Genomic DNA, 13,605 nt, shown 5'->3' on the forward strand with positions numbered 1-13,605 from the left:
CCGGCCGCGAGGGCGCGCAGCAGGCCCGCCCGGCCCGCGGCCGCGCCGCCGAGGACCGCGAGAGCGGCCACCATCGGCGCGATCGCGAGGACGTCGTTGTGCGCCCCCGCCACGAGGTGGAACAGCACGAGCGGGTTGCACGTCCACAGCAGGGCCGTACGGAGCCGCCGCTCCTCGGTCCTGGACATCCGGTAGAGGATCAGCGCCGTCGCCGCGAACGCGAGGACGTTCAGCACCGACAGGACGAACACGGTGAGCCGCACCGAACCGCTGCCGACCCAGGCGGCGAACGCCTGCCCGCCCGTGGCGACCGGCCCGTACACCGACGGCGTCGTCCGCCACTCCTCGGGGGCCCCGGCGACCGGGTCCTTCGGCAGGTCGACGGCGCTCGTCCGGTACGGGTCGTGGCCGGTCGCCGCCATCCGCCCGTACGAGGCGTAGTTCAGGTGGTCGGTGGACCCGACCGGCGGCATGAACATGAACGCGGCCGCCGCCAGCAGGCCCGCCGCCACCAGCGGCAGGGCCCGCACGCGCCACCCCTTGCGGACGGCTGCCAGGCACAGGCCGAGCCCCAGCGCGCTCGCGGCGATCCCCGCGACGACGAGGCCGATCACCAGGTACGGCGACGGGTGGACGTCCAGCGCGTACGGCGGCTCGGCGCGCGGTCCCTCCAGCTCGGGTTGGAACACCGACGGCCCGAGCAGCGCCGTGGTGACGAAGCAGGCGACGCCGGCCCCGATCCCCCACAGCCCGCCCGTGCCGAGACGGGTCATGGGCGGCTGCCGCGCAGGCGGTCGAGCCCTCCGGCCACCGCCGGCTCGCGCGCGGCGAGCGCCCTCGCCACGTCCCGGAACTGCCGGGCGCGGTGCAGCTGGGAGCGCCAGTCCGTGCCGGTGGCGCGGTGCGCGAGCGGCACCTCGACCTCGCTCACCCGGAACCCCTTGCGCAGCAGGTCGATGGTGAGCGCGGTCTCCACCCCGAACCCGGCGGCGAGCGGGAGCGCGGCGTCGAACGCGGCCCGGGTCAGGCAGCGCTGCCCGTTCAGCGGCGCGGTGGCCTCCCAGCCGGTGGCGCGGCGGATCCCGTCGCGCGACAGCCGGACGACGAACCCGTGCCCGCCGAGCTTCACGGTCGTGGTGAACACGGCGATCGTCATGTCGGCCTCACCGGCCCTGACCGGCTCCACCAGCGGCGCGGCGTCGCGCGCGGTGTCAGCGAGGTCGGCGTCCAGGAACAGCAGGTGGCGCGGCTGCTCGCGGCCCTCGTCCAGCAGCCGGACGGCCTCGGCCCCGCTCTCCATCGCGGCGCCCTTGCCCCGGTTCCGGCTGTGCCGCACGACCCGGGCCCCGGCCTCGCGGGCCACCCGGCCGGTGCCGTCGGACGATCCGTCGTCGATCACCACGACGAGGTCGGCGCCGGGAAGCTCCTGCGCCGCCTTGACCGTCGCCGCGATGCGGTCGGCTTCGTCCTTGGCCGGGATGCATACCGCTACGTCCTGCATATCGGCGATCGTAGTCGGGGACGGGACCGCGATGCCTCAGGGCACGGGGGAACGGACCCAAGTCATCACCCGCGCGACAGGTCGGCGCCTCCTGGGCTCCACCTGCCGCACAGGTGCTCGGGGCGTGCGGTCAGCCGGCGTCCAGGACGGGCGGGGCGTCCGTCACGGTGAAGACGGTGTCGAGCCCGGTCACCTGAAGGATCCGCTTCACGGCGGGGCGCGGGGCGGCCAGCTCCAGCGAGCCGCCCTGCTCCTTCAGCCGCTTCATGGCCGAGAGCAGCACGTTCATGCCCGTCGAGTCGCAGAACTCGACGCCGCTCATGTCGACCACGATGCGGTCGGCCTGGTCGCGCAGCAGCCCCGCGAGGGCCGCCTGCAGCCTGGGCGCGGTGTACAGGTCGAGCTCACCGGTCGCCGTGACGACGGCGTGACCTCCCCGAGACGCGGTCGAGACATTTAGCTCCACGTCCGGCACACTATCTCGCGAACGGCCCGGGAGCCAGACGGTTCGCCAAGTCCCCTGCCCGGTGGGCGTTTCCGGGGCGCGCCGCCGCCTTGCCAGCCCCATACGCTTTGAGTACTACAAACCGTAATGTGGTGATTTCAGTAGCGCCGGACGCCGATCCGGCCCGCCGATATCGCGGATTCGCACCGCACGAACGCCCTGAGTAGGGGAACCTGAACGGGTGCAACAGCGGCATGGTCGAGTGCGCGAGCGCCTGGAGACGATCCGGACGCGGGCGGCGAAGTCCAGCACGTGGCGGACGTCCACCCAGGTACTGGCCCGCCTGGTCAACAAGAACGGTTTCGTCCCCATCAGGACGCGGTTGTCCCGCGAAGACCTCGCCTTCCTGGCCGGCGCCAGGGAAGAGGTCCTCGTCTTCGCCGACCTCTCCCTGCGCCTGGTCGACCTGCACCGCCCGCAGGAGTCCGGCGGCATCACCAGCGACCCCGACCGCCCCATCCGCCGCTGCCGAGCCTGCATGTCCCGCTGGCCCTGCCCCACCTACCGCACCATCGCCGAGGCCCTGGACCCCTGACCCGCCCCCACCAGGACGCGCAGCCCCCAGCGCCACACCAGCACCGCTCGCCCCGACCGGCGCCCCCCAGACGCGCAGACCCCAACCACCACAGCAACCACGCAACGACCTCAATGGGTTGCGATCGCGTCCAAAGGCAGATTCGAGCGAAGCAAGAATCTGATCGCGCAGCGAGCCGCCAAGGCGAGCCGAAGCGATGCCAGCGATCGCCCGCGTTTTTCGACGATGGAGGGCCGCCAGGCCCGAAGGAGGAGAAAAACGCAAGCTAACACGGCAACCTGACTTCGAAGCGGCAGCCGGGGCCGGTGTTGGCGACGCCGATCTCGCCCGCGTGGGCCTCGACGATGCCGCGGGCGATGGCGAGGCCGAGGCCGGCGCCGCCGCCCGGGGTGCGGGCCGCCTCGCCGCGGAAGGCGACGTCGAACACGCGCGGCAGGTCGTCCTCCGGGATGCCGCCGCACGCGTCGGCCACCGTCACCCGGGCCTCGTCCCCGCGGATCTCGCCGATGATCTCGACCGCGCCGTCGCTCGGCGTGTGCCGGATCGCGTTCACCACGAGGTTGCGCAGGGCACGGCCCAGCTCGCCGGCGTCCACCCGGACGGGCAGGCCCTCGCGGACTTCCCCGCGCAGCCGGACGCCCTTGGCGCGGGCCAGGGCCTCGGCGCCGGCGACGGCCTCGGCGACCAGGTCCGCCAGGCCTACGCGCTCGCGGGACAGCCGCAGGGCGCCGGCGTGGATGCGCGACAGCTCGAACAGGTCGTCCACCATCTCGGTCAGCCGCTCCACCTCGACGCGGATGCGGCCGTGGTAGCGGTGGGTCGTCTCCTCGTCGGCGACGACCTCGTCCTCCAGGGCCTCGGCCATCGCGCGGAGCCCGGCCAGGGGGGTGCGCAGATCGTGGCTCACCCAGGCGACCAGCTCTCGGCGGCTGGCCTCCAGCGCCTGCTCGCGCTCGTGCGCCGCGGCGAGCCGGTCGTAGGCGGCCTCCAACTCGCGGGACAGCTCCGCCAGCTCGGCGGGGAGCCGCGCCGCGGGCGGGCGGAACCGGTCGGCGCGGACGGCCTCGACCAGGGTCCGGTTGGCGGCGACCAGGCGGCGGCCGAGCAGGACCGACACGGCCATCGCGACCAGCCCCGCGGAGGTCACGACGGCGAGCACCACGGAGCGGTCGTGGTCGTTCAGCAGCATCATGAACGAGATCACGAGGATGCCGGAGATGGTCGCCAGCACCGTGGCGGCGCCGACGACGACCAGCTGGGTGGCCACCGAGCGCGCGCGCAGCGCGTGGAGGAGGCCGAGGGCGACGACCGCGACGGCGAACGCGGCCAGCGCCGCGTAGTACACCACCCAGAGGAGGTCCTCGAACGGGATCATCGGCCGTTCTCCGCGGGCTCGTAGCGGTAGCCGACGCCCCAGACGGTGACGATGCGGCGCGGCGTGGTCGGATCGTCCTCGATCTTCTCGCGCAGCCGCCGGACGTGGACGGTCACCGTGGAGGAGTCGCCGAACGTCCAGTCCCAGACGCGTTCGAGCAGCTCGTCGCGGGTGAACGCCTGCCTCGGGTGGCGCAGCAGGAACGCCAGCAGGTCGAACTCGCGGGAGGTGAGCGCGAGGTGCTCGCCTTCCAGCTCCGCCTCGTGGGCGCTGACGTCCACGACGAGGCCCCCGTCGCGCAGCGGTCCGGACGGGCCGGTCGGGGCGAGCGCCCCCCGCGCCCGGCGCAGCACCGACCGGACGCGCAGCGCCAGCTCGCGCGGGCTGAACGGCTTGGTCACGTAGTCGTCTGCGCCGGTCTCCAGGCCGACGAGGCGGTCGGTCTCCGCGCCGAGCGCCGTCAGCATCACGATCGGGACGGTCGAGGTCTCGCGAAGGCGCCGGCACACCTCGAGGCCGTCCATCCCGGGCAGCATCAGGTCGAGGACGACGAGGTCCGGCGGCTCGTCGAGCGCCTTGCGCAGGGCGGTCCGGCCGTCGGCGACGCACACGACCTCGTGCCCGTCACGGGCCAGGTAGCGGGCGACGACCTCGGCGACCGTCGGGTCGTCGTCGACCACCAGGACGCGCCCGGCGTGGGAGACGGTGTTCACCCCTCAACGCTAGGCCCCCGCCGCCGGTCCCATCCGGCACGTCACCACCCTGTAAGGATTCGATCATGGTTCGACCTGGGCGACCTGCGTAACCGGACGAGCACCGCTTTAATGGCCCGATGTCGCACCCACGGTCCGCGACCTCCAACGGCGGGGTCCTCGCGCTGGTCCTCGTCGGGGGCGCGGTCGCCACCGGTGCCGCCGCCCTGCTGTGGGCCCTGCACATACTGCTGGGCGTCCTCCCGTCCGTTCCCTACTTCCTGTTCACCTGCCTGGTCACGGGAGTCGTCACGGGCGCGCCCATGATGCTCGCGCGGCCTCGCGGGCCGCTCGCCCCGATCGCGGCGGGACCGGCGGCGTACGTCGCGGTGGAGGTCGGCGCGCGGATCGGCCTCATCCTCGGCCAGGTCCTGCACGGCGAGATCCCGACCGGCGGCTTCATGCTCCGGGTCTGGGAGCCCCAGTTCTCGATCTACCAGGCGTACGAGCTGCTCGCGGTGGTGGCGGCGGCCGGGCTCGCGGGGCTGCGGGTCGTGACGGCCTCGAAGGGCGGCACGTCCCAGCCGTGGAACGCGGGCGGCCCTGGTGGGCCCTTCGGCTCTCCCGGCGGCCCGTTCACTCCCGGCGGGCCGCCCCATCCGGGCTACGCGCCGAGGCCGGGCCAGGGCCCGTTCCCCGGGCAGCCCCCGGCCGGGCAGCCGGTGCGGCCGCCGGCGCCGGTCCACCAGCCGCCGCCCGTCCCCGGCCCGGGTCAGGGTCCGGCCCCCAGGGGTCCTCAGGGTCCGCCTCCGCCGCACGGCGGTGCCTAGGTCGTCCGCCAGGCTGATGACCCGTGCGGCACCAGCGCATACGGTGGAGCCATGGGTAAGACGATCCTGACCATTCTCGGTGTGATCCTCGCGGTGTGGCTCGTGGTCACCGTCATCGGCGCGATCTTCTCGATGCTGAAGATGTTCTTCTTCATCGGACTCGTCGCCGTCGCGGTGGTACTCGCGGTGACCGCGGTGTCAAAGATGTCGAAAAGCCGCTAGTCGAGCGGTCCGTTCCCCTTGCCGCGATGTCGCCGGTGACCGCATGATGCCGGAATAACCGGGCGGTCATCGTCGAAGGGGTTCATCGTGCCAGGTCTTGACGGAGTGCTGCGCGAGCGGGCGCTCGCCTACCCCGATCGCATCGCGTACATCGCGGGCGACACCGAGGTCTCCTACCGCGACTTCGACCGGCGCGTCGACCGGGTCGCCGCGGCGCTCGCCGCCGCGGGGCTCGGGCCCGGCGACCGGGTCGCGGTCCTCGACAAGAACTCCCTCGAATACGCCGAACTGCTCTTCGGCGCGACCAGGATCGGCGCGGCGCAGGTGCCGGTGAACTACCGGCTCGCGCCCGACGAGGTCGCCTACATCGTCAACAACGCGCAGGCGAAGGTCTTCGTCGTCGGCCCCGAGTTCGTCCCGGTGCTGGACGCGATCGCCGACAAGCTCGAGCACACGACCCTCATGGTCGTCGCCGGCGGCTCCGGCCACGCCCACCAGGACTACGCGGCCTGGATCGACTCGGCCCCCGCCGAGCCCCCGGCGCACGAGCCCGACTCCGGGGACGTGTTCGTCCAGCTGTACTCCTCCGGCACGACGGGCCTGCCGAAGGGCGTCATGCTGACGCACGACAACTTCCTCTCGGCGCTCGCGGTGACCAACGACGTCTGGAACATCGACGCCTCGTCCGTGCTGATGATCGCGATGCCGATGTACCACGTGGCCGGCAACGTGCTCACCGTCTCCGCCGTCTACAACGGCCTGACCGGCGTCATCACGCGCGAGCCCGACCCGACCGCGATCGCGCAGGGCATCGAGAGGCACCGCGTCACGCACATCTTCCTCGTCCCGGTGCTGCTGCAGTTCATGCCGCTGATCCCCGAGGTCACCGCCGCCGACATGTCCAGCCTGCGGCTCATGCTGTACGGGGCCTCCCCGATCAGCGAGGACGTCCTGCGCACCGCCATGCAGATGCTGCCGACGACCGACTTCCGGCAGGTGTACGGGCTGACGGAGGTGACCGGCGCGATCACCTCGCTGCCCCCCGAGGACCACGACCCGGACGGCCCGAACGCGCACCGGCTGCGCAGCGCCGGCCTGCCCAACGACAACACCGAGCTCAAGATCGTGGACCCGGCGACCGGGGAGGAGCAGCCCACCGGCCAGGTCGGCGAGATCCTCTGCCGGACGCCGCAGAACATGAAGGGCTACTGGGGCATGCCGGAGGCGACCGCCGGCGCCCTCTCGGAGGACAACTGGTTCCGGACGGGCGACGCCGGCTACCTCGACGAGGACGGCTACCTCTACATCCACGACCGCGTCAAGGACATGATCATCTCGGGCGGGGAGAACATCTACCCGGCCGAGGTGGAGAACGTCCTGATGGGCCACCCCGCCGTGAGCGACTGCGCGGTCATCGGCGTCCCCGACGAGCGCTGGGGCGAGACGCCCAAGGCGATCGTCGTGCTGACCGAGGACGTCCCCGACCAGGAGATCATCGACTACTGCCGCGAGCACCTGGCCCACTTCAAGTGCCCCACCTCGGTCGAGCGCCGCGACGCCATCCCGCGCAACCCCACCGGCAAGATCCTCAAGCGCGACCTCCGCGCCCCCTACTGGCAGGGCACAGACCGAGGAGTCAATTGATCCTTCACCCGCGACGACCTGAGACACCGCGATCGCGTCCGAAGGCGGATTCGAGCGAAGTAAGAATCTGATCGCGCAGCGAGCCGCAAGGCGAGACGGAGCGATGCCAGCGATCGCCCGCGTTCTTCGACGATGGAGGGCCGCCAGGCCCGAAGGAGGAGAAGAACGCGGGTATTACGGGTATCGGACCACCGCTGAGAGAGGGCGGTGGTCCGAGGCCTTCACCGGGGTCGACGGGACGCTGCAGGAGACGGCGGCCGACTTGCCGATGAAAAGGTAGTCGGTCTTGTCGAGCGCAGAGCCGCGCCAGTCCTGCCGGGTCTTCGCCCCGGTCCGGGACGAGCCGGTCTGGTCGCACTCGGCGTAGGCGGCGTAGAGGGGGTCGAGCGCGGGGCTCTCCGGGACGTCGGCGAGTTCGCCGCCGACGAGGATCCGGTCGGTGCCGGCGAGCGAGGTCAGGGCGCCGGCCTCCTTGCGGCGCCACTGGCCGCTCTCGCCGGCGGTGAGCTGGGTGACGCAGACGCGGGTGCTCCAGGACGGGACCTCGCCGCACAGGGCGACGCGGGCGCTCCCGGCGGGGGCGGGCAGCCTCGCCTGCCGCTGCGCGGAGAGCGGCGCGTCGGTGCCGATGGCGACGCCGGCGCGCCCCTGCCCGTCCGCGCACGCCTCGGCTCCGGGGGGCGACGCGAACGCCCAGCTCCACTTGGGCAGGGACGTCCTGAACGTGCGGACCTGCCCCTCGCAGACCTCCTGGAGGAGGACGGCGTTCGGGCGCACCGTGCGCCCGCCGACCTCCGTCGCGCGCATCCGCTGGACGATCTCCTTGGCCAGCCTGGCGGGCGCGGAGCCGGAGGGGCATCCGGGACCGCCGCACACGTTCCAGCTCAGCGCGTTGATCGTCACGGCCGCGGGGCGGTCGGCGGCCCCGTCGGCGTGGGCGGGACCACCGCCCCGCAGGCCCTGGATGCTGGCGCCGGTGGCGGCCGCGGTCACGACCGCGGCGGCAGCGCAGACCGAGAGCAGGGGAATCAGGGCGCGGGGGGATCGCACACGTTCTCCAGACGGGGGTTATCTGCGGGGGTGATGCCGGAATCTCACCACATCAAGATCGCATCCGCCAGCCGTTCGCGACCACTCGGTCACCCTCGGCCGGGGGAATCCACGCGATCAAGGTTAAGGGGCCCCGGCGGGTGCCGGGACCCCTCTCCCGCTAGTCGAGCAGCGCCGTGACGGTGCCCGCGCCGACCGTCCGGCCGCCCTCGCGGATCGCGAAGCCGAGCCCCTCGGTCATCGCGACCGGCTTGCCCAGCTCGACGGCCATCTCGACCGAGTCGCCGGGCAGCGCCATGCCGCCCTCACCGAGGTCGACGCCGCCGACCACGTCCGTGGTGCGGAAGTGGAACTGCGGCCGGTAGCCGTGGAGGAACGGCCTGCTCCGCCCGCCCTCGTCGGCGGTCAGCACCCGGACCCGCGCCCGGAACCGCAGGTGCGGCCGGATCGCACCCGGCGCGCTGACCACCTGGCCGCGCCGCACCTGGTCCCGCTTGACGCCGCGCAGCAGCATGGCGGTGTTGTCGCCCGCCTCCGCGTGGCCCATCGTCCGCCCGAACGTCTCCAGCCCCGTCGCGACGGAGCCGAACGTCGCGCCGAGCCCGACGACCTCCACGGCGTCCCCGGTCCGTATCGCGCCCTGGGCCACGACCCCGGTCACGACGGTGCCGCGCCCGGTGATCGTGAGGACGCTCTCGACCGGCATCAGGAACGGCCTGTCGAGCACCCTGCGCGGCACGGGCACGTAGGCGTCGATCGCGTCGAGCAGGTCGACGATCCGCGCCGTCCAGTACGGGTCGCCCTCCAGCGCCCGCAGCCCGGACACGCGCACGATCGGCACCTCCTCGCCGGGGAAGCCGTACTCGGTGAGCAGCTCCCTGACCTCCAGCTCGACCAGGTCGAGGAGCTCGGTGTCCTCGACCGTGTCGGCCTTGTTCAGCGCCACCACGATGTGCCCGACGCCGACCTGCCGCGCCAGCACGATGTGCTCGCGCGTCTGCGGCATGGCGCCGTCCTGCGCGGACACGACCAGCACGGCCCCGTCCACCTGCGCGGCACCGGAGATCATGTTCTTCACGTAGTCGGCGTGACCCGGCATGTCGACGTGCGCGTAGTGCCTGGTCGCGGTCGCGTACTCGACGTGCGCGACGTTGATCGTGATGCCTCGGTCGCGCTCCTCCGGGGCGCGGTCGATGCGCTCGAACGGCACCGGGGACGCCAGCCCGCGGTCGGCGAGCACCTTGGTGATCGCCGCGGTCAGCGTGGTCTTGCCGTGGTCGACGTGCCCCATCGTGCCGATGTTCAGATGCGGCTTGTCGCGCTCGTAAAGCTGCTTGGCCATTGGTCTCGTCCTCACTGGTGGATCCCGTGAGAACCACCGCGCACACTCTGTAGGCGCGGTTCGTGCTCGACCCCCCTCCGCTGGTTCTCCGGAAGGGTAGGACGGAGAGGGGTCAGCGTCGCAGGCCGTCGAAGGCGTCTGCGTTCGCTGCCGCCGAGAAGGCAGCCGGCACCGCGCTCAGCAGGTCGAGACCTGCGAGCGTCCGGGTGCCGGCTGCGAGGAACATGCTCCGGACACTACGTCCGCCCCCGGCGGAAAGTCGACCGATTTATCCGCCCGGCCGCGGCGGCTCCGCGATCAGCAGCCGGACGTGACACCCCCTCTTGCCCGTCCGGCCGTGCGCGGGTCCCTCCCGGGTCAGGAGCCGTCCTCGGCGACGCGGACCTTCCGGGCCGGGGCGCGCAGGAGCAGGTAGCCGCCGAGCGCGCCCGCGAACTGGAATCCGGCGATCGCGAGCACGAGGCCGATCGGGCCGATGGCGTCGGCGGACGCGGCGGTCAGCGCGGCGCCGAGCGCGGAGGCGCCGATCTTGAGGCTGCCGCCGGTGGTGTTGACCTGCCCGAGCCGGTCCGGGGGCGACTCGCGCTGGCGCAGCATGAGCGTGGCCGCGAACACCGGTCCCTCGGCGATCCCCGAGGCGACGAACGCCGCCGTCGCCCACGGCATGGACGGCGCGACGGCGAGGGCGGCGAGCGACGCCCCGAACGCGACGAGCCCGGCGAGCATGACCGGTTCGGCGTGCTTGGGGGTCAGCCACCGGCTGGACGCCAGGGAGCCGACCAGCGAGCCGACCGCCATGGCCACGAGGAACCGGCCGCCCGCGCTGGGCGGCGCGCCGATGTGCTCGGCGAGCAGTACGGCCGTGACGGCGACGCCGCCGAAGCCCATCCACGCGAGCGTCGTCGCGACGGTCAGGGCCCGCAGCACCCGGCCCTGGGCCAGCACCACCAGCCCACCCGTGATCACCGGGAGGAGCCCCGTCCGGGCGCCGTCGTCCGTGCCCGTCTCGACGATGGAAGGGCCGCCGACCGCGCCCGTGTCCGCCGTCGCCTCGACGGCTCCCGGGCCCGGGGCTGCGTCGTCCACGGTCGCGGAGGGGCCGGGGAAGGGCAGGAAGGGCAGGGTCAGGAGTCCGAGGAGGCCGACCGCGACCACGGCGGTCCCGGCGTACCCGCCGCCCGAAAGGGCGGCCAGGCCGGCGGCGAGACCGGGCCCGGCGATCCCGGCGAGGTTGTAGCTGGAGGCCTCCAGGCCGTAGGCGCGCGAGAGCCGGCCGGCCGGGACGAACCGGGGCAGCAGGCTGGTCAGCGCGACGACGATGGGCTCGGTGCAGCCGATCACGGCGGCGACGACCAGCGCGAGGGCGAGCGGCGAGCGGCCCGCGACGGCCAGCAGCAGGCCGGTCGCGGCGACGTAGCAGGCGGCGAGGGCGACGGCGCCCCGGCGGGGACGCCCCACCCGGTCGAGCGCGTTCCCGATCACGGGCCCGCTCAGCACGTACGGCAGGGTCATCGCGGTCTGCAGGTAGCCGGCGGTGGCGGCGTGGCCCGTCCGCGCCTGGACGGTCAGGACCAGCGCGGTCGCGAGCCCCTCGGCGGACACGCGCAACATCGTCGCCGACGCGAGGTGGAGGGGCAGCCCCGCGTTCCTGCCGATCACCCTCGCATGGTGGCATATCTCCCGCCGCCTAGACTGCGGAGGGTGACGGCAGCGAAGACAGCGCACGAGCACCGGGTCACCAGCGAGGTCGGACGGCTGCGGACGGTGCTGCTGCACCGCCCCGGCGCGGAGCTCAAGCGCCTGACCCCGCGCAACAGCGACAAGCTCCTGTTCGACGCGATCCCGTGGGCGGGCCGGGCGCAGGAGGAGCACGACGCGTTCGCCGAGGCGCTGCGCTCGCGCGGCGTCGAGGTCCTCTACGTGACGGAGCTGCTCCAGGACGCCCTGGAGTACGAGGCCGCCCGCGACCAGGCGATCGCGGACGCCATCGTCGACCTGCGCCTCGGTGACCAGCTCCGCCGCGTCGTCGAGGACCACCTGCGCGGCCTCCAGACCGAGAACCTCGCGCACACGCTGATCGCGGGGCTCGCGCACGAGGAGCTGAAGGCCGGGCACGGCCTGGTCTACCGGCTGATGGACCAGCAGGACTTCATCGTCGACCCGCTGCCGGGCCTGCTGTTCACCCGCGACAACAGCACGTGGATCGGCGGCCGCGTCGCGGTGACGAGCCTCGCGATGGAGGCGCGCCGGCGCGAGTCGGCCCTCATGGGCCTGATCTACGCGCACCATCCGCGGTTCGCCGGGGTGGATCCGGTCTACGACCCGTCCCTGGAGCACCTGGAGGGCGGGGACGTCCTGCTCCTGTGCCCGGGTGTGATCGCCGTCGGCACCGGCGAGCGGACGACCCCGGCGGGCGTCGAGCGACTGGCCCGCCAGGTGATCGGCGCCGGGCTCGCGCACACGGTGCTGGCCGTGCCGATCGCGCAGGAGCGCGCCACCATGCACCTCGACACCGTCTGCACGATGGTCGACGTCGACACCGTGGTGATGTACCCGCCGGTGGCGCACTCGCTGACCGCCTACACGGTGACGCTGGACGACGGCCACCTGCGCGTCGCCGAGCCGCGCCCCTTCCTCCAGGCCGCCGCCGACGCGATGGGCCTGGACCGCCTCAAGGTGATCGACACCGGGCTCGACCCGGTGACCGCCGAGCGGGAGCAGTGGGACGACGGGAACAACACGCTCGCGGTGGCCCCGCGCCTGTGCGTCGCCTACGAGCGCAACATCGAGACCAACGCGCAGCTGGAGGCGTTCGGGATCGAGGTCATCCGGATCAGCGGCAGCGAGCTGGGCACCGGGCGCGGCGGCCCCCGCTGCATGTCCTGCCCGATCCTCCGCGAGGAGATCTGACCGGGGCCCCCGGCTGTAAGCGGTTTTAGTGTTCTTCCCGGCGCCGGGGGCTCAGAAGGCGCGCGACGCCGGGAAGAACCATCAACGCCCGCGATGTCGACGGGGGCACGACATCGCCCGGGCGTTGCAGAGGACCATACAAGGTCGGGCGGGGTTCCTTCCAGGCAGGGTCGCTCTATGCCGGATATGCCCTACTTGGAGCTACTTCACTCCTCGTTCCGGCGCAAAGGTCCTCGCCCGGCTCGTCCAACAGGTCCGGAAAAGCGGACAAATCCGGGGCCACGGCGTGCACTCCGGCCGGAGCCGCCATCCGGTCCTCGCCGGACGACCTCGGGGCCCGCAGGACGGCCCATACCGTCGTGGTGCCGTCCTCGTGGCGCACCCCCCAGACCTCGGAGAGGGCCTCGACGATGCCGAGTCCCCGCCCGCCGAGCGAGGACAGCGTGCCGGGCCCGCGGCGCGGCTCGGTCATCGCGCCGCCGTCGCTGACCTCCAGTTCGAGGAGGTCGCCGCGGCACAGCCAGCAGACCTTCACCTGGCCGGACGGCAGCGGCCGCGCGTGCCGCAGGGCGTTGCTGAGCAGCTCGCTGACGATGACGCTGGCGTCGTCCACGACCGAGTCGTAGACGCCCGAGTCGGCCAGCTCAGAGCTGAGGCGCCTGCGGGCGACCGCGACGCTGGACGGTGCGTGTGGCAGCAGTACGACGCTCGACGCCCTCACCTCCCCGATGCTCCGCTTGCTCGGACGAGTCCCGTCATCGTCCTCCCAGTACGACCGAAATGCCCTGATGGCCATGACCGGAAACCCGAAGGGATCAGTTCACCACCTGCACAACGAGTCATCGGCCGTCCGGTCACGGTGATCACCCCCGGATCGGAATCTCGTCACCAACGGCAACCAACCAAGGACCTATCCAGCCAACGGCGGATTTACTCCTCGCGCACGCGTTTCGTCCATCACACCCCGGGGGCGCCGCACTTCCTCGCACAAATCCAGCC

The 13,605-nt window shown here is 72.8% G+C and carries 13 protein-coding genes and 1 pseudogene; 5 read left to right on the plus strand and 9 right to left on the minus strand.

What is annotated here, in order from left to right; all coding sequences use genetic code 11:
* Positions 1-65 precede the first annotated feature (65 nt).
* From mptB to FKD65_RS23510, 3 genes and pseudogenes are all read right to left on the minus strand, one after another.
* Positions 66-773 (minus strand): annotated as a pseudogene (mptB, locus tag FKD65_RS46660) (polyprenol phosphomannose-dependent alpha 1,6 mannosyltransferase MptB); the annotation flags it as partial.
* Entirely contained in the window at positions 770-1,501 is a 732-nt protein-coding gene (locus FKD65_RS23505; protein WP_141579532.1) for a glycosyltransferase family 2 protein, read from the minus strand. The pseudogene mptB and the gene FKD65_RS23505, both read right to left, overlap by 4 nt.
* Before the next feature lie 130 nt (positions 1,502-1,631).
* Positions 1,632-1,967, minus strand: coding sequence for an STAS domain-containing protein (locus tag FKD65_RS23510; RefSeq protein WP_240809564.1), 336 nt, complete (start codon positions 1,965-1,967; stop codon positions 1,632-1,634).
* Positions 1,968-2,208: 241 nt separating this feature from the next.
* On the opposite strand from FKD65_RS23510, the gene FKD65_RS23515 reads away from it, so the two are divergent.
* Complete coding sequence (locus FKD65_RS23515) at positions 2,209-2,541, plus strand: hypothetical protein (protein WP_240809565.1); 333 nt, start codon at positions 2,209-2,211, stop codon at positions 2,539-2,541.
* Between the two features lie 265 nt (positions 2,542-2,806).
* Here the strand turns inward: FKD65_RS23515 and FKD65_RS23520 are convergent, their stop codons facing one another.
* Positions 2,807-3,916 (minus strand): sensor histidine kinase KdpD, encoded by a 1,110-nt coding sequence (locus FKD65_RS23520; RefSeq protein WP_141579535.1) that lies wholly within the window; start codon positions 3,914-3,916, stop codon positions 2,807-2,809.
* Positions 3,913-4,629, minus strand: a complete 717-nt coding sequence (locus tag FKD65_RS23525) for a response regulator transcription factor (protein ID WP_141579536.1) — start codon at positions 4,627-4,629, stop codon at positions 3,913-3,915. The genes FKD65_RS23520 and FKD65_RS23525 overlap by 4 nt, the downstream gene beginning before the upstream one ends.
* A 119-nt stretch (positions 4,630-4,748) precedes the next feature.
* On the opposite strand from FKD65_RS23525, the gene FKD65_RS23530 reads away from it, so the two are divergent.
* The 3 genes from FKD65_RS23530 to FKD65_RS23535 all read left to right on the plus strand — a co-directional run bounded on the left by FKD65_RS23530 (position 4,749) and on the right by FKD65_RS23535 (position 7,304).
* On the plus strand, positions 4,749-5,438 hold the full coding sequence (locus tag FKD65_RS23530) for a hypothetical protein (protein WP_141579537.1): 690 nt from the start codon (positions 4,749-4,751) through the stop codon (positions 5,436-5,438).
* A gap of 51 nt (positions 5,439-5,489) precedes the next feature.
* Positions 5,490-5,660 (plus strand): hypothetical protein, encoded by a 171-nt coding sequence (locus FKD65_RS44360; protein ID WP_168221157.1) that lies wholly within the window; start codon positions 5,490-5,492, stop codon positions 5,658-5,660.
* Between the two features lie 87 nt (positions 5,661-5,747).
* Positions 5,748-7,304 carry a long-chain-fatty-acid--CoA ligase gene (locus FKD65_RS23535; protein WP_141579538.1) on the plus strand — a complete coding sequence of 519 codons (1,557 nt, stop codon included), beginning with the start codon at positions 5,748-5,750 and terminating at the stop codon, positions 7,302-7,304.
* A 174-nt stretch (positions 7,305-7,478) separates the two neighbouring features.
* On the opposite strand, the gene FKD65_RS23540 is transcribed toward FKD65_RS23535, so the two are convergent.
* The 3 genes from FKD65_RS23540 to FKD65_RS23550 all read right to left on the minus strand — a co-directional run bounded on the left by FKD65_RS23540 (position 7,479) and on the right by FKD65_RS23550 (position 11,355).
* The gene (locus FKD65_RS23540) at positions 7,479-8,354 is read right to left on the minus strand and encodes an endonuclease/exonuclease/phosphatase family protein (protein ID WP_141579539.1); all 876 of its coding nucleotides are present in this window, start codon (positions 8,352-8,354) and stop codon (positions 7,479-7,481) included.
* Between the two features lie 160 nt (positions 8,355-8,514).
* A complete protein-coding gene (gene tuf, locus FKD65_RS23545) occupies positions 8,515-9,696 on the minus strand; it encodes an elongation factor Tu (protein WP_141579540.1) in 1,182 nt (393 codons plus the stop codon).
* Between the two features lie 357 nt (positions 9,697-10,053).
* Positions 10,054-11,355, minus strand: coding sequence for an MFS transporter (locus FKD65_RS23550; RefSeq protein ID WP_141579541.1), 1,302 nt, complete (start codon positions 11,353-11,355; stop codon positions 10,054-10,056).
* Positions 11,356-11,397: 42 nt separating this feature from the next.
* Between FKD65_RS23550 and FKD65_RS23555 the strand changes: the two genes are divergently transcribed.
* Positions 11,398-12,606 (plus strand): arginine deiminase, encoded by a 1,209-nt coding sequence (locus tag FKD65_RS23555; RefSeq protein WP_240809566.1) that lies wholly within the window; start codon positions 11,398-11,400, stop codon positions 12,604-12,606.
* 175 nt (positions 12,607-12,781) lie between these two features.
* Here FKD65_RS23555 and FKD65_RS23560 read toward each other — a convergent pair whose 3' ends face one another.
* On the minus strand, positions 12,782-13,327 hold the full coding sequence (locus FKD65_RS23560; protein WP_141579543.1) for an ATP-binding protein: 546 nt from the start codon (positions 13,325-13,327) through the stop codon (positions 12,782-12,784).
* Positions 13,328-13,605 lie beyond the last annotated feature (278 nt).

Origin of the sequence: Actinomadura sp. WMMA1423 (genome assembly GCF_006547145.1) — a bacterium.
Lineage (GTDB): Bacteria > Actinomycetota > Actinomycetes > Streptosporangiales > Streptosporangiaceae > Spirillospora.